The sequence below is a fragment of the Paenibacillus oryzae genome (genome assembly GCF_001675045.1).
In the GTDB taxonomy this organism is placed as follows: domain Bacteria; phylum Bacillota; class Bacilli; order Paenibacillales; family Paenibacillaceae; genus Pristimantibacillus; species Pristimantibacillus oryzae.
On the sequence record NZ_LYPA01000028.1, the window covers coordinates 69,125 to 84,969 of the forward strand.

17 protein-coding genes and 1 other annotated feature (1 of these 18 cut by a window edge) are annotated in these 15,845 nt (G+C 44.3%); of the genes, 13 read left to right on the top strand and 4 right to left on the bottom strand.

Annotated elements, in window-relative coordinates; genetic code table 11:
- The 6 genes from A7K91_RS03150 to A7K91_RS03175 all read left to right on the top strand — a co-directional run bounded on the left by A7K91_RS03150 (position 1) and on the right by A7K91_RS03175 (position 5,344).
- Positions 1 to 825 (top strand): hypothetical protein, encoded by an 825-nt coding sequence (locus A7K91_RS03150; RefSeq protein WP_156739272.1) that lies wholly within the window; start codon positions 1 to 3, stop codon positions 823 to 825.
- Between the two features lie 155 nt (positions 826 to 980).
- Positions 981 to 1,964 carry an alpha/beta hydrolase gene (locus A7K91_RS03155; protein ID WP_068679588.1) on the top strand — a complete coding sequence of 328 codons (984 nt, stop codon included), beginning with the start codon at positions 981 to 983 and terminating at the stop codon, positions 1,962 to 1,964.
- A gap of 266 nt (positions 1,965 to 2,230) precedes the next feature.
- Positions 2,231 to 2,875, top strand: a complete 645-nt coding sequence (locus A7K91_RS03160) for an HAD family hydrolase (RefSeq protein ID WP_068679590.1) — start codon at positions 2,231 to 2,233, stop codon at positions 2,873 to 2,875.
- A gap of 81 nt (positions 2,876 to 2,956) precedes the next feature.
- Positions 2,957 to 4,000, top strand: coding sequence for a BBE domain-containing protein (locus A7K91_RS03165; protein WP_082967198.1), 1,044 nt, complete (start codon positions 2,957 to 2,959; stop codon positions 3,998 to 4,000).
- A 379-nt stretch (positions 4,001 to 4,379) separates the two neighbouring features.
- Positions 4,380 to 4,814 (top strand): hypothetical protein, encoded by a 435-nt coding sequence (locus A7K91_RS03170; protein WP_156739274.1) that lies wholly within the window; start codon positions 4,380 to 4,382, stop codon positions 4,812 to 4,814.
- A gap of 62 nt (positions 4,815 to 4,876) precedes the next feature.
- Entirely contained in the window at positions 4,877 to 5,344 is a 468-nt protein-coding gene (locus A7K91_RS03175; protein WP_068679594.1) for a GNAT family N-acetyltransferase, read from the top strand.
- Positions 5,345 to 5,569: 225 nt separating this feature from the next.
- Here A7K91_RS03175 and A7K91_RS03180 read toward each other — a convergent pair whose 3' ends face one another.
- From A7K91_RS03180 to lpdA, 4 genes are all read right to left on the bottom strand, one after another.
- Positions 5,570 to 6,136: a GNAT family N-acetyltransferase gene (locus A7K91_RS03180; protein WP_068679596.1), complete on the bottom strand. Its 567-nt coding sequence runs from the start codon at positions 6,134 to 6,136 to the stop codon at positions 5,570 to 5,572.
- An 83-nt stretch (positions 6,137 to 6,219) separates the two neighbouring features.
- The gene (locus A7K91_RS03185; RefSeq protein WP_068679597.1) at positions 6,220 to 7,359 is read right to left on the bottom strand and encodes an ABC transporter permease; all 1,140 of its coding nucleotides are present in this window, start codon (positions 7,357 to 7,359) and stop codon (positions 6,220 to 6,222) included.
- Positions 7,343 to 7,765 carry an HlyD family secretion protein gene (locus A7K91_RS03190; RefSeq protein WP_068679643.1) on the bottom strand — a complete coding sequence of 141 codons (423 nt, stop codon included), beginning with the start codon at positions 7,763 to 7,765 and terminating at the stop codon, positions 7,343 to 7,345. Before A7K91_RS03190 ends, A7K91_RS03185 begins: the two co-directional genes overlap by 17 nt.
- 35 nt (positions 7,766 to 7,800) lie before the next feature.
- The gene (gene lpdA, locus A7K91_RS03195; RefSeq protein WP_068679599.1) at positions 7,801 to 9,177 is read right to left on the bottom strand and encodes a dihydrolipoyl dehydrogenase; all 1,377 of its coding nucleotides are present in this window, start codon (positions 9,175 to 9,177) and stop codon (positions 7,801 to 7,803) included.
- A gap of 198 nt (positions 9,178 to 9,375) precedes the next feature.
- Here lpdA and A7K91_RS03200 point away from each other — a divergent pair, with 198 nt between their 5' ends.
- The 7 genes from A7K91_RS03200 (at position 9,376) to A7K91_RS03225 (ending at position 15,606) form a co-directional block, all read left to right on the top strand.
- Positions 9,376 to 9,954: a TetR/AcrR family transcriptional regulator gene (locus A7K91_RS03200; protein ID WP_068679601.1), complete on the top strand. Its 579-nt coding sequence runs from the start codon at positions 9,376 to 9,378 to the stop codon at positions 9,952 to 9,954.
- Positions 9,955 to 10,128: 174 nt separating this feature from the next.
- Complete coding sequence (locus A7K91_RS03205; protein WP_068679603.1) at positions 10,129 to 10,794, top strand: GntR family transcriptional regulator; 666 nt, start codon at positions 10,129 to 10,131, stop codon at positions 10,792 to 10,794.
- Between the two features lie 21 nt (positions 10,795 to 10,815).
- The gene (ilvD, locus tag A7K91_RS03210; RefSeq protein ID WP_068679605.1) at positions 10,816 to 12,507 is read left to right on the top strand and encodes a dihydroxy-acid dehydratase; all 1,692 of its coding nucleotides are present in this window, start codon (positions 10,816 to 10,818) and stop codon (positions 12,505 to 12,507) included.
- 320 nt (positions 12,508 to 12,827) lie between these two features.
- Positions 12,828 to 13,310, top strand: coding sequence for a MarR family transcriptional regulator (locus A7K91_RS03215; protein ID WP_068679608.1), 483 nt, complete (start codon positions 12,828 to 12,830; stop codon positions 13,308 to 13,310).
- A 20-nt stretch (positions 13,311 to 13,330) separates the two neighbouring features.
- Positions 13,331 to 13,906, top strand: a complete 576-nt coding sequence (locus A7K91_RS26330; protein WP_156739276.1) for a nitroreductase family protein — start codon at positions 13,331 to 13,333, stop codon at positions 13,904 to 13,906.
- A gap of 17 nt (positions 13,907 to 13,923) precedes the next feature.
- Positions 13,924 to 14,409 (top strand): nitroreductase family protein, encoded by a 486-nt coding sequence (locus A7K91_RS26335; RefSeq protein WP_156739279.1) that lies wholly within the window; start codon positions 13,924 to 13,926, stop codon positions 14,407 to 14,409.
- Between the two features lie 201 nt (positions 14,410 to 14,610).
- A complete protein-coding gene (locus A7K91_RS03225) occupies positions 14,611 to 15,606 on the top strand; it encodes a glycoside hydrolase family 43 protein (RefSeq protein ID WP_068679610.1) in 996 nt (331 codons plus the stop codon).
- 56 nt (positions 15,607 to 15,662) lie between these two features.
- Positions 15,663 to 15,845 (top strand) — a binding site (T-box leader); it runs 61 nt beyond the window's last position.

Consider the following 15,845-nt stretch of genomic DNA (forward strand, 5'->3'; position numbering starts at 1 on the left):
ATGATGCTGGAAAAGCCGGGCAAATGGAAAAAAGGACTGTTGGCCGCAGCGCTGGTCGTTCTGGCAGGAACAGGAGCAGCTTGGCTTCTGCTAGGGGGCTTGGATTTACGCACAACTCCAGATGGCGAGGCTAAACCTAGCCAGGGGGTAGATGCTTCCGGGCAACCAAATCCTTCGGCCAAGGCAAATCCGATTAGCCAAACGCCAGACGGCAGATTTGCGTTATTCACCGGCTCCGAGCAAGGCGAAGCATCCATGTTTACGCTCGAACGAAAAGACGGTGTCCGTCAAACCTACAATTGGTCGTTTGCACGAGAATGGGGGCAGTCGTCACCAGAGTTGAAATACAGCGATCTGAACAACGATGGAACGGATGAGGTGATTGTCCATTGGACCGGCATCGCCTCAGACGGCAATCTAATTGAAAATCTTCGTGTGATTGACGCAGTGGAGCTTAAGGAATATACGATGCCGTTAATTGAAGAGCTGCTTGCTGATCGTGTCATTTCGAAAATTACCCCACTGGAGGATAATGCTAGGGTTGAGTTAAAGGTAGACGAGCAGCGTTTCGAGAAGGTACTGGGAGGCCAGCTTATTGAAGGCTGGGGGGATCGCATTAATGTAGGCAGAAAGTTAACCTTCAGCATTCAGGAGAACCCCAAGCGGACGTATGCAACGGTCGAGCTATACGCCGGAGGAGGCAAGCCAGGGATCAAGATTGGCACCTTGGAAATTGACCTTATTGTAAAAGCAACTAATGGAGAGAGCTTGGAGGATTCGTTGCTTTTACATGCAGGACCCATTCAATTCCTTCCCTTGCCGTAGTGAGGAAGGCATCGTAATCGATCTTTATTATGAGTATTTAATGGTATGAGCTGTTCATATTCCGTTCATATTGCCGTCATGATGGGGACATCTTGTTTGGTTACACTATAGCTACGCCGCAGATGCGGCCCCTACAGATATAAGGACGGGAGAAGATGAACGTGGCAGAAACAGTGAAAACAAACAAAAAAGGGACCAAAAGTCGCAAAAGACGGCATTTATGGTTAAAAATAATTGGAGGAATTGTTGGGGTATTCGTGCTTTTTCTTGGCATAACATTTGTCGTTAATGCAATCAGCAACGGTATGGAAAAAAAGAAAATCGAGCAGTATGGCCAATATGTCACTGTCGATAACAAAAAAATGAATGTATCTATTCAAGGCAGCGGCGAGCAAACGATTGTGCTCCTGCCAGGACAAGGAACTCCGTCGCCTGTACTTGACTTCAAATTGTTGATTGATGAATTGACACCGGATTATAAAGTAGTGGCAATCGAGCCTTTTGGCTACGGGTTAAGCGATAAAACCGACAAGGACAGAACAACAGAAAATATCGTCAGCGAAGTGCATGAAGCTGTACAGCAGCTTGGTATTGACCGTTATATTCTGATGGGGCATTCGATAACCGGGCTTTACGGAGTAACCTATGTAAAAAATTATCCGGATGAAGTAATTGCTTTTATCGGCATTGATAGCAGTGTTCCCAACCAACCGGGAATGGATGCCAAGCTGCCTTTAAAATCCATGAAGTTTCTCCAAGATTCAGGTTTAATGAGATTAATTAAAAAAGTGAGCGGTGATCCATATGAGTCGCTTGCTTTTGATGAGCATACCAAAGAACAGATGAATTTGATTTCAAATCGGGTCTCGGTCAATCCAACCTTGATCAACGAATTGAAACATCTTGGTTCCAATTTCAAAAATGCAGAACAGCTCAGTTATCCTCAGGATTTGCCGGTGCTACTTTTTGTTCAATCGAATAATGAGCACAATAAGCAGTGGGTTCCGCTGCATGAGGAGCAGGCTAAATTATCCGCCCAGGGCAAAATGATTCCGATGGAAGGCTCCCATTACCTGCATCATACAAAATTCAAGGAAATTGCGGAAGAATTCAAAGCGTATATGAAGGAAATCCAATAAAGCATTGACAGGAATATATTTCTAACCATAAAAAACTGCAGGATAATCCGCCGCAAGCCAATGATACGGCTTATGAATTCGATACTGGATTGTATGAGCAGTACAAAAAGGCCTTTTCGGACGAAGTAGATCTTCTTAATAAAAAATAACTTATTCGGCTCAACCTATAACAACAATGCACCTTCAGAAGGATACATCCATGTCTAAGATATGGAGATGTCGCTGGAGGTGTTTTTATTATACGGAGCTTGGAGGTAAGGAAAACAATGAAAAAGTTCATCCTTTTCGATCATGACGGCGTGCTGGTGGATACTGAATTCTGGTATTACAAAGCGGGCGAACGGGCGCTGGCTGATATTGGCTTTACGATGGATAAGAATCAATATCTCCGCGACATGACACAGTCATTAGGCACGTGGGCCCAAGCCAGAGCGGCGGGAATAGATGAAGAGCTTATCAATAAGCAGCGAGAGGTCCGCAATGCCTATTATCAGGAATACCTAAGAACAGAAGCCATAGAGATTGAAGGCGTCGCTGAAGCTCTTGCCGAGCTGTCAAAATACGCCCGCATGGCCATCGTGACAACTTCCAAACGTACCGATTTTGAGCTTATTCACGAAAAGCGTCAAATTACATCCTATATGGATTTCGTCCTTGTTCGCGAAGACTACGAGCGCACGAAGCCGCACCCAGAGCCCTATTTAACCGGCCTGAAACGTTTCGGAGCCTCAAAAGAAGAGACACTGGTTGTTGAGGATTCCAACAGAGGGTTGAGCTCAGCCGTGGCCGCAGGCATTGAATGCGCAATTGTTCATAACGACTTCACAAAAACACATGATTTTACAGGAGCCAAATATCGTATAAACCATCTAATTGAGCTAAAAGACATTATTCTGAACCCAGCCGGATAATGAATTTCGTGTATACCGATACCATTGTCAGTTTAATGGCCGCCCATTCATTTGTGACGACTCCATCATAAAGTATGGTACTTGCGTATAAATCGCAGAGACTTTACTAATGTTAGCACACTCGCTAAACAAGGCTACTTGGCTCCATTTGGAGATAGTCGAACGGTCGGAATCGGCGGAATTACACTTGGCGGCGGAATTGGCCCTTTGCAGCGAACAACGGGTCTTATTAGCGATAACCTGCTTGAGCTGGAGATGGTTGATGCAAACGGAAAAGTCATTACAGCCAGCAAAAAAAGAAACAGCGATCTCTTTTGGGCATCCCGGGGAGGGGGCGGCGGAAATTTCGGCATCTACACCAAATATAAATTGAAAGTCCGGCGCGCGCCCGCCAGAGCAACAGTCTTTCGCATAATTTGGCCTTGGCATCAGTTCGAGAGAGTATTAAAGGTATGGCAAAGATGGGCGCCTTCCACAAGCACTAAATTAGGCTGCGAATTGTCCATTGGTCCCAAAAAGGGCGGTAATGTTAATATGCTGGGGTTATTCCTCGGTTCAAAAAAGGAAGCCCTCCGTTTATTGGCTCCGATGCTGAGGGTAGGCACTCCGTCGAAAAAAACCGTTCGTTTGCTCCCGTATCCTAAAGTCGTAAACTTTATGCTTGATCCCGATCCCGTGCTTCCTCAAAGATACAGCAATCAGTTTTCTAGCGGCTACGGGCGACGTCCGTTCAACGACAAGGCCATTAAGGCAATGCGTGAGTTTTTAGAGAGAGCAGAGGGGGGAACGCCAGCCGGATTTTTCTTTTTGAACTGGGGCGGCGCAGTAAGCCGTGTTTCTCCAAAAGCAACAGCTTTTTATTGGCGTAAGGCGAAATTTTATGTGGAGTGGAACAGTTCCTGGCTCAAAAGATCACATGCGGCCAAAAACATCTTACTGGTGCGCCAAACACGCCGAAAACTTCAGCCGTATATTGTAGGCTCCTATATCAACGTTCCGGATCAAGGAATCAAACATTCCGGCCCCGTTTATTACGGAAGCAATTATGCAAGATTGCGGAAAATAAAAGGGAAATACGACCCGCAGAACGTGTTTAACAACCCCCAAAGCATTCCGCCAGGTTAATACTATCTTATAGGCTGAAGCCGAGATCATCCCATGATCCTCGGCTTTTTACATTTGACAGCAATCAGCTTCCGTTTTTTTATGTTATGGGGAGGATTGTGCGGCATACTCTCCGAATAAAACATAAAAGGATTTCTTTCAGCAAGCAATATGTAGCCTAGCTAAGTTAGATTGATGCTGCCCAAAAGCCCTCTTCCCACACAATTGCAAGGAGACGATAAATATAAAAAAGCCAACGTTTAAACAACTACTAAACCTGATTTTAATCATCTCCATTATCACTAATGTCAACTTACTATTAACCAAACGGAACCACGATCAACAATTGATAAAGCAAAATCAGAACCATTTGCGATCCATTTCCATTTATGCGGGGAATTTGGTCGAAAAGGCCGAAACCTTTATTCAGCATTCCGAAAGCGAGCAAAGTGAAGTGGGTAGAGAAATACTTTTTAATTCATGGAGAATTGTTGTAGGTGAGCAAAGAAGTATAAGCCATCATATAGTTAGCATGCAACCGCACTATATGGGGAAGATGGAGACAAAATGGAGTATGCTTCAATACAGCTTATTCCGGGTTGACATGCTTTTGAACGCTCTAACTATGAAGTTTCTTGAGCAAGGCTCATATACTGTAACTACTGAGGACTTCAAACAATTACAAGCAGTAATTACGATCTATAAAAAAATTCATGAAGAAGTCGAGAAGCCTTCCAAACATCCAGAACTTATCATTGATGACCTGACAGAGCCTATTCTCTTGATTGATCCGTATTATTCATCTATTTTAAAAGAACAGGAAGGGCGCTACTGATATTGAGTTATTTATTTATTTATTTTTATTTATTTATTTCATTCACGAGGTGAGCATTAAGTATGGAGATAAGAACCGCATTGCTTAGTGATCTTGAAGGAATTGTCCGCTTATTGGCTGATGATGAGTTAGGAATAAGCCGTGAACGATTTGAAATGCCAATTCCTCAAGCATACATAGATGCTTTCTCTGCAATCGAAAAGCAAACGGGGAATTCAATACTCGTCGCCGTAGACAACGAAGAAGTTGTTGGTTGTCTTCAACTTACATTCATCCCAGGACTTTCTCGTCTAGGAATGACACGTGCTCAAATCGAGGGTGTACGAGTGAATAAACTGCTTCGCAGAAAAGGGATTGGAGAAGCCCTGTTTCTCCATGCCATTAATTCCGCAAGGGCATCTGGCTGCGGTCTGGTACAATTAACAACAGATAAGAAACGCGATGAAGCTCATCGATTCTATGAAAGATTAGGTTTTGTATCTAGTCACGAAGGTATGAAATTAGCGTTAGATGATTTGGAGCAATCCTAACTCTAGAATTGATGGCGTTTCGGATTAGAGATTGTAGCGCTGACCTACGATTCAAAACATATATTGTTTTATGCAAACTGTGGATTTACGCCTTGTTCTGGCGGACCTTGGAGAGAAGTTCCATTTTGTGTTGGTGGCTCGAGGGTTGACCACCATGACCATTCCAATCGTAAGTGAGGAATGGTCATCAATGGCAACATACATATTTTTTAGATTCATAAACAATCACTGACGTTTTTCCAACCACTCTGATTTCAGCATTGCATATTGAAATTCATCTATCCAAAAGCCTTTGGACATGTAATTTTCGAGCAGGTGGCCTTCACGTCTCATCCCTAAACGCTCTAGCACTTGAATCGATTTAGTGTTTCGCACATCGGTAAAAGCAATCATCTTATGTTTTTTAAGAAATCCAAAAACATAGTCAATCAGGGCACAAAGCGCCTCATTCATATATCCTTTTCCTTGATGCTCAGGTGCAAGAGTGAATCCAAGCTCAACAATTTGAGGTTCATCTACCAGTGTATGAATAGCACAATCCCCAATAATTTGATTAGACTCAGTCAGAGCAATTGCATATTGAAACCAAGTACCGGGCTGATCAGGTGAATGCTCTATTTGTTTGCTGACAAAAGCTTCTGCATCTTGAAGCGTAAAATTGTCCCAGGATTGAAAGCGGGAAACTTCAGGATTAGCTCTGTATTGATAGAAGGAATGTACATCCTGTAAACCGAACTTTCGAATAACAAGACGATCGGAAACGCAAAACACTACTTCGCTAGCTTTCTTCACAAGTCAACCTCACTTTTTCTGCTACGATATCGCCCCAGCCCAGTATCTTCATAGGCTTGCGGCACCTGTCCTTTCTAAACTGCTTATCCTTCAAGTTTTAACGTTTGCGCCTGCGACTCTCGCCGCAGAAATAATCCTATGCCTAATGAAGCCAAGCCTATAATCAGTATACAAGCTCCCAGCTCCACACTATAAAAAGTCAACTCACCGTGCCTGAAGGCCATTCCACGAATCATACGATTGAGCCAATTCATCGGCAGAGCCCATGCTGTAACTTGAAAAAATGTTGGAAATGTAAGCGGCGTCAGTTGAATTCCTGTTACTAGAAAGGATGGGTAAAGGATAAAGCTCATTCTGGCGCCAACTTTAGACACGTTTTGAACAGAATAGCCAAGCAGCATCGCGAGCAAACATAATGCTAGACCATATAGCAATAAAGGAACGATAAAGATATGCGGCGCAGCTTCGAATCGCATATGTCCCACTTGTTTTAACATCCCGTAACTAAGCAGGGAAGAGCAGGTGCTTAATATTACATAAGGCAAAACCCGAATCCAAAGCTGGAAGTGGGAAGACTCCGCTGACAAAAGAGTACCCTCTTGCCGAAGGCGAGGAGCGATCGCTCCAGCCGCACCAGTCGTGAGCATCAGTATAATGATATTTACAAATCCAATTACCATTGTACCGACATAGCTTGAGCTTGGATTATATAATATGCGCTGCGCTTGAGATAGCGGGGACACTAAATTTTTTGCCGATTCTATGTCCATGCCGGCTTGAGTAAGATGTGATACAGCAAGAGTCATATTTTCGGTTGTTATTATTTCCTGAATTGCAGGCCGTATACCACTAAGGCTGGAAGGCATCGTATTGTCCATCCATACCCCGATACTTGAAGGTAGCCCCTTGTCTTTATGTTCCTGCAATCCGTCCGGCAAGAAAATGACGGCCACTGCCTTCTCGTTCGCCAGCATCGTATCCGGAGAGAGACGATTGGCAAACACATTCGTGACTTTCATATATTGGGAAGCATTGATTTTATCAATGAGTTGCCTCGAATAGGAAGAGTGATCCTCATCTACAACCATAACCGGTGTTTCACTCAATTGATTCTGGGAGAACATAAGCCCAAAAAATACAGCTGCGATTAGAGGGGCGGCAAAAATAAGGATGATCCACTTACTTTCGACTATGTGCTTCCATTCATCAGCCAGTGATTTCATCAAGCCGCACCTCCGCAGTCATCCCCGGAAGCAGATCTTTACTTGCTGGAATTGAGATTCGAATCAGAAACATGCTTAGATCTGCTTGTCCCTTTTCCCGCGTCATGCGCAGATTGGCGAATTGTGGAGAGGGAGCTATCGAAATAACCACACCTTCCTTTACAAGAAGTTTGTCCAGATAAGGAAAACGAACGTTTACCTTTTGATCTGCTCGAATCTGCTTAATCTGCGATTCCGGAATATATAGATCAACATAATATCCATCAGTGTCAGCATCAGAATTCAATATTCCCTGCTTTTTACTTTCAGCCTGACTCACGGCGTCAGTACCTTTCGCAATCAACAAACCGCCTGCCAAAATAATGATCAAAGTTATGACCATATACAATCTCCATTTAGACTTCATGATGATCTCTCCCAATCTTTATCAAATCTCCTTTGTTACATTCTCCGATGGGCTTGTTCTGCGGCCTCCATGATGATTTCGCCTAGCGTTGGATGCGGATGAATGGTCATGGCCAAATCTTCTACCGTTGCTCCCATCTCAATCGCAAGGGAAAGCTCGGATATAAGAGTAGATGCTTCAGCGCCTACAATCTGTGCGCCTAAGACAAGGCCAGACGCAGCATGAGCAACGATTTTGACAAATCCTTCGGTTTCCTTCAGAGCCAGTGCGCGGCCATTAATAGAGAAAACAGATTTTCCAACGACAACAGGAATTGATTTTTGCTTGCATTCCGTTTCACTCATTCCAACACTCGATACTTCCGGATGTGAAAATACAACCAACGGAATGGCCTTATAATCAATCACAGAGGCTTTACCAGCGATAGCTTCTGCAGCAATCTTCGCTTCATAAGAAGCTTTATGAGCCAAAGCAGGGCCTTTAACAATATCTCCTATGGCATAGATATGCGGGATAGATGTTCTGCACTGCTTGTCAATCTCAATCAAACCTTGTGGAGTAGGGGACAGACCTATATTTTCAAGACCCAAGGTTCCATCTGTATTTGGTTTCCTGCCCACCGTAATTAACGCATATTCAGCTTGAACAACATGGCGTTCATTCTGAAGCATATAGTGGAGATCAACGTGACTCATATATTGGTCTGCTCCTGTAACCTTAGCTTCGGTTAAAATTGTTATCCCGTCCTTTTTCAGTTGGCGAACGACAGGTGCCACCAGCTCTGCTTCAAATCCGGGCAAAATCTGTTCACCGCCCTCAAGCATCGTAACCTTGGTTTCAAATCTAGCGAACATCTGACCCAGTTCCACGCCGATATAACCGCCGCCAACCACAACGAGACTCTCCGGAATGCCGGGCAGCGATAACGCTTCAGTGGATGAGAGAATCCGTCCGCCGAAAGGAAGAGAACTTATTTCAATCGGACGGGAACCGGTTGCCAGTATGAGATGCTTAAAGCCTATGCGACGCTCATTCTGCCCAGCGTAATGAATTTCAGCGGTGTTCGCATCAATCAAGCTTGCTTCTCCTTCGATAACAGTCACACCCGCCGCTTTAAGCAAAAACCGAACCCCTCCAGACTGCTTGTCCACCACGGATTGCTTAAAAAGCTGAGCCTCCTGAAAAGAGGAAGCTCCGTCAGCAGCGCCCCAGTGTCTGCGTAAATAAAGACGCTCCGCTTCAGCAATCAGCGCTTTGGAAGGAATACAGCCAACATGTGTACATGCACCTCCGATCTGTTTGCGCTCGACAATTGCGGTTTTCATGCCCAGGCGTGACGAACGTAGTGCGGCCACATAACCGCCAGGTCCTGATCCAATGACCAGGGTATCTACAACTTCTAATGAATTCATCATTGGTACCTCCAAGTTATAATATTATGATCGTAATATATTATAGTCATCATATTTTAAAGGAGTCAATACTTCATTTATCATCACTCTCCCTTTGCTGAACATGCTGATATACAAATTGACATCAAATAATATGATAACTATAATATTTTATAAAACATTAATAGATGCCGACTTATACAAAGGGGAGGAAGCAGGATGCCTTATCCAAAAGGACACAAGCTCAAAGTTCGGAACCATATTATTACCAGCGCGGCCAAAGCATTTCGAACTCACGGCGTACGAAATATTAGCCTTCCACACATTATGAAAGGTGCAGGGCTTACACATGGAGGCTTTTATTCCCATTTTGAAAATAAAGAAAAGCTTGTAATTGAGACATGTCATTTTGCCATTAGTGACACCATTAATATACTGCAGAGTGCTGTTGATAAAAACAAAGATCAGCTTCCAATTGAAGCTATCATTGATTTTTATTTAAGCCCCCAACATCGAGATCAGACGGAAGTTGGTTGTATCCTGCCTGCATTGTCCGGAGAGATTTCCCAACTTTCGGAGGAAATTCGGCAAGCTTACACGCAGGAGTTACAGCGTTTTATCACGTTTATTACAAATATGGCCGGGATCGATACCTCTGCCGGTTATTCGCTGGTAAGCAATATGGTAGGTACCGTTGCACTGGCGCGTGCAGTAAGTGATGCTAAATTCAGTGATGATTTGTTACAGGCAGGTCGGATACAAGCCAAACAATTGATAGTACAGCCTCTAAGCAACTAATAAAAGGAGGAATCAGCATTGGTTGAAAAACGAATTTGAGAAATTTCAGTAAGGAGGACGCGGGAGCGTCCTTTTTATTTTTTTAAGTAAGTAACCTCGAATTTTATTCCTTGCTTTTAATATATGTATGCGATATATTGCATATAAGGAAATGAAGAAGTGAGGTTAATAACGATGCCAGTGCCTAAAAATTTTGTCTCGCCCGCACGGATGTCCGCAAAAGAAAGAGCCTTCTCCCAAATTCAACGATGGATTATCGATGGTACACTGCAGCCCGGGGAAAAACTTATTGACGCCGAATTGGCTGAGTCGCTTGGCGTAAGCCGCACACCGATTCGGGAAGCATTTCAGCTGCTTGAAGTACAAGGGCTCGTTTCTACCCATCCCGGAAAAGAAACAAAGGTCAAGGAAATTGAGAAGGATGACATCTTCAAGATGTATTCAACGATGGCGGCTCTGCAGGCTTTAGCAGCTGAAGTTACCGCAAAAGTTATTGTTCCAGAGCAAATCGATCAACTGCGAGCGATTAATCTTGAATTTGCAGATGCCATTAATAGCGGTCAAGCTTACCAAGCAATGGAGGCGGATGAACAGTTTCACAACCTGATTGTAGAGCTTTCTGATAATCCATATGTCGCTTCATTCAGTGCATCACTTCAGATTCATATCCGGCGCTTTAAATACGTCTTCTTAAAGCAGTCCATTACTGAGACGCAAGCTTCAGTCAATGAGCATGAATTAATTATTGCAGCGCTCGAAAAAAACGATTCTGATGCCGCTCAGGCAAAGATGAAGCAAAATTTCATCCGTCCAATGCAGGAACTGCACGAATTACTTTAAACAGACAGGAGTGAGAAGAAAATGGAAAACGGAAAAGATCTCCGCATTCGCAGCAAGGTAATTAGCGAGGGTGCCAATCGAGTACCCAACAGAGCAATGCTGCGCGCTGTTGGTTTTCAGGATGATGATTTTAAAAAGCCAATGATTGGAATAGCAAGTACTTGGAGTGAGGTAACACCGTGCAATATGCATATCAATGATTTAGCGATTCAAGCCAAGACGGGAGCACGTAATAACGGCGGTGCTCCACTCATTTTTAATACGATTACCGTTTCAGATGGCATTTCGATGGGGCATGGGGGAATGTTGTTTTCGCTGCCAAGCAGGGAAGCGATAGCTGATTCGATTGAAATTGTGGCTGGAGCGGAGCGTTTTGACGGCGTTGTTGCGATCGGTGGCTGTGACAAAAATACGCCTGCATGTTTGATGGCTATTGGACGAATGAACATTCCTTCCGTTTATGTATATGGAGGAACGATTCAACCTGGTAATCTCGATGGTAAAAAAGTGGATATCGTTTCAGCTTTTGAAGCCGTTGGTCAATACCAAGATGGAAAAATAACAGATGAACAGTTGCATAAGGTAGAATGCAGTGTGTGCCCAGGTCCAGGAGCTTGCGGGGGCATGTATACCGCTAATACGATGGCGGCGGCTGCAGAAGCAATGGGCATGTGTTTGCCTGGTTCTTCTTCGACATCAGCTATATCAGCGGATAAAGCTTTGGAATGTGAAGCAGCCGGTAAACAGGTCATCGCACTTCTTGAACAGGAAATTTATCCAAGAGATATTATGACGAAGAAAGCATTTGAAAATGCGATTACCGTTGTCATGGCTCTAGGCGGGTCAACCAATGCATTCCTCCATCTGCTAGCTATTGCGCACTCAGTAGAAGTAGATTTAACCTTGGATGATTTTGAACGAATTCGTTTGCGTGTTCCCCATTTAGCTGATTTGAAGCCAAGCGGCCAATATGTCATGCAGGATTTGAATGATATTGGTGGTGTTTCAGGGGTAATGAAGCTATTGCTCGCTGAGGGATTACTACATGGTGATTGCCTCACCGTAACGGGTACAACGTTGGCGGAAAATTTAGCTGAAGCTGCTCCACTTCAGAATAACCAAGAGATTATACGTCCTCTAGATAATCCGCTTAAGCCAGATGGACCACTGGTTGTACTACGAGGAAACCTCGCTCCTGAAGGCGCTGTTGCCAAAATGTCAGGCATGAAGATACAGCAGTTTTCCGGTCCAACAAAGGTGTACGATAGCGAAGAAGACGCGACGGAAGCGATTATGAATGATGAAATTCAAGAAGGAGACGTATTGGTCATACGTTATTGTGGTCCCAAGGGTGGTCCAGGTATGCCTGAGATGCTTTCCGTTACAGCCCTCATTGTAGGAAAAGGACTCGGCGGAAAAGTTGCTCTCATAACAGATGGCAGGTTCTCGGGCGGCTCGCATGGATTTGTAGTTGGCCATGTATCACCTGAGGCACAAGTAGGTGGACCGATCTCATTGCTAAAAAATGGAGACATTATCACCATTGACAGCGATATTCAGGAAATAAAGGTTCAAGTGTCAGAAGAAGAGTTGGCTGCTCGAGCGCAAGAGTGGGTACAACCTCCGCTGAAAGTAAGTTCCGGCGTACTCGGCAAATATGCTAAATTAGTTTCCTCTGCTTCAAGAGGCGCAGTAACAGATTTGATGGAATAGACAAATAAGCATTGATGCTGAAAAGCCGTTAATCCGAAAAGATTAGCGGTTTTTTTGTTGCCCAAGATAAAAATGAAATGATGAAATGAACAGTTTCAGGTGGCATTCCGGGAGTGGATGTTGGGGAGAGATATACCGTTTAAGGCAGAGCTCTGTACGGGATTGTAGAGTGATGTTGTAATGTCCGAAGATTCGCTTGATAATCATTATCATTCATGATATATTGTTTACAACTAAACAATAATGAAATCAATTGTTTGAAAAGATCATACTATTAAAAAGATATTTTTATTTACTAGTAAACAAGGAGTGCTCAAAGGATGAATTCAAAGGATCGAACAAAACAGTTGCTTTATGACCAATTTATCCGTTTTTTACATGTATATGAGAACCACAAGGATACAGAAATCGAGCACTTCCTAAGTGTCGCCCAGCGAGAAAGCATCGAGAAAATTCCTCAGCATTTGACCGCGGTTCATATGATAGATTGCATAGGAAAGCATGAGCCTATTAATAGCACGGGTATTGCCGAGTCGATGAATTTGTCCAAAGCAAGCATCACCAAAATTGGAAATAAGCTGCTTGAGGAAGGATTCGTCAAACGTACAAAAATGAACGACAACAAGAAGGAAAGCTATTTCCGATTGTCACCGCAAGGCAAAAAGATCTTTGAACTGCATGAACGTTTGCATGTACAAGAGGCTGAACGCTTTTATCGTACTCTCGACAAATATTCAGAAGCAGAGCTAAAAGTAATCCATCAGTTTCTTCAAGACAGCAGCATTCATTTTGAATCCAGATAAAACGAAGGAGAGTGAAGATTTTGAGTCTGGCGGAACTGATCAGGGCGCGCAGGAGCATTCGTAAATATAACTCTACGCCGGTGGACCAGGAGTTAGTTGTTGAATTACTGCGCAAGGCTAAACGGCTTCAACCATTTGTTGAAGCTGGCTCGTGGCGTGTGGTATATGCCGGAACTTCAGAAGCACGCAAACGATTGGTGGACTGTATGCTGGAACAGTTGTCTCAGAGCAGGCTCGGCAAGCTGATTCCTGGGAAACTTTTGGATATTTTCAAAAAGAGATTTACCGATATTCCTGCCCACGTCATTGTTATGTCGACTATAGGACCAGATCGTCTGACCAATGACCGCAATTATGCGGCTGCCTGCGGGATGATGCAGAGCTTCCAACTGATGGGTTGGGAACATGGGTTAGGAATGTTATGGGATTCAGAGTCCATGATGCTTCATGAAGGTTTTTTCAAAGGAATTGGCCTGCGTGAGAATGAAAGATTTGTTGGCATTCTTCATATAGGATATTACGAGAAAGCGCCAAAAAGCCGGAAAAGAACGCCAGCCGAACAGAAGTGGGCCGTTTTGCGAGAACAGTCTATATAGAAGAGGAGGATGTAAAAATGAAATTGTCAGATCTGGAAGGAGACATAGACGGTCCGAGTGAGTTTTTGAATCGACCGGTTTCGCAGGACCTAATCCTTGAATTGCTCAATCATGCCGTATGGGCGCCCAATGATGAATTGCGAGAGCCGTGGCGATTTATATTTGCTGATAACAAGAATGGCGACATTATGCAGGGATTGCAGGAGCAGGCCCCTGCGTATCTTTTGGTCCTGGTGAAGGAAGAGGCGGATCAACATAAGCGGGAAGAGGACTTTGCAGCTGCCTGCTGCCTAATTCAAAATTTCCGTTTGCTGGCTCATGAGCAGAGTCTAGGTGTACGCTGTACCTTGCATGAATGGATGTACGACCCAAGCCGCACTGAAATGTTCGGTGTGCTGAGCAACGAGCGCATTGCTGCGGTTCTAGAATTGGGATACGGTGCAAATCAGTCGAAAGGGAAAACTGAGTTTCCAGAGACTGATCTTCATTTTGAACTTCTCTAGGGAAAGAGGATTCCTGATGAATGCTTTGACTCAGCCTAACATTTAACGGAAACTAAGCAAAACGCGAGCAATCGGTGAATATTTCCAGTATAATAGGAATGAACAAGCTGGGCTTTTACAACTACATTAGAGCAACTACATTAGAGAATGTAAACGCTTGCTATGATGATTCTGTTATTCCAATACCAAAGGAGATGCCTTATGAATCAACAACAACCACCTAAGCCTCACCAGCCGCTCGTAACCCACATCTTCACTGCGGACCCGTCTGCCCATGTCTACGAGGGCAAAATCTACATCTATCCTTCCCATGACCTCGATCATGACGAGCCGAGCAACGATAACGGCGACCAGTATAAAATGGAAGACTATCATGTCCTCTCGATGGATAACTTCGATTCCCCTGTGGTCGATCACGGCGAAGCGTTGCATCTGAGAGATATTCCGTGGGCGTCCAAGCAGCTCTGGGCACCGGATGCCGCTTATAAGAACAATACCTATTACTTGTTCTTCCCGGCACGGGACCATGACGGCATCTTCCGTCTGGGTGTGGCAACATCAGAGTCTCCAGCAGGCCCGTTCACGCCGCAGCCAAATTATATGGAAGGCAGCTTCAGTATCGATCCGGCCGTACTGGTGGATGACGACAATCGGTCATACATTTATTTCGGCGGACTCTGGGGCGGCCAACTGGAGAAATGGCAGACCGGCAGCTTTGTGCCAGATGCAGAAGGACCGGCTCCTGACCAGCCGGCGCTTGGACCGCAAGTTGCACTGCTTAGCGACGACATGTTGTCCTTCCAGGGCAAGCCTGTCGAGATATCGATTGTCGATGAAGACGGGAATCCAATTCTGGCATGGGATGAGGAACGGAGATATTTTGAAGGCCCATGGATGCATAAATATAACGGCTATTACTACCTGTCCTACTCAACAGGAACCACGCATAAGCTCGTATATGCAATCGGCAAGAACCCGATGGGACCATTCACGTTTAAGGGCGAGATTCTTTCTCCCGTTATTGGCTGGACAACCCACCACTCCATTGTGCAAGTTGAAGACAAGTGGTATCTGTTCTATCACGACAGCTCACTGTCAGAAGGCGTCAACCACAAGCGCTGCGTTAAATATTCCGAACTGAAATACAACGAAGACGGAACGATCCAGAAGATCAATCCTTATCCGGATGCAGAGTAAGTGGAAATAAATTGACAGAACAAGTTAATTGTGATAGCATCGTTTTAACTTAAAACGAAAAGGCTATGATGAGAAATAGTAGCTAATAGGGATCTCACAGAGAGAAGATGGTTGGTGCGAATCTTCATTGAACTAATAGTGAAGCAGTCTCGGAGCTGTGAACCGAACAGAGGAATCTTAGTAGGCTTCAACGGAGTTCCACCGTTATTCAGGAAACAATATCGGAGATATCCCGTATT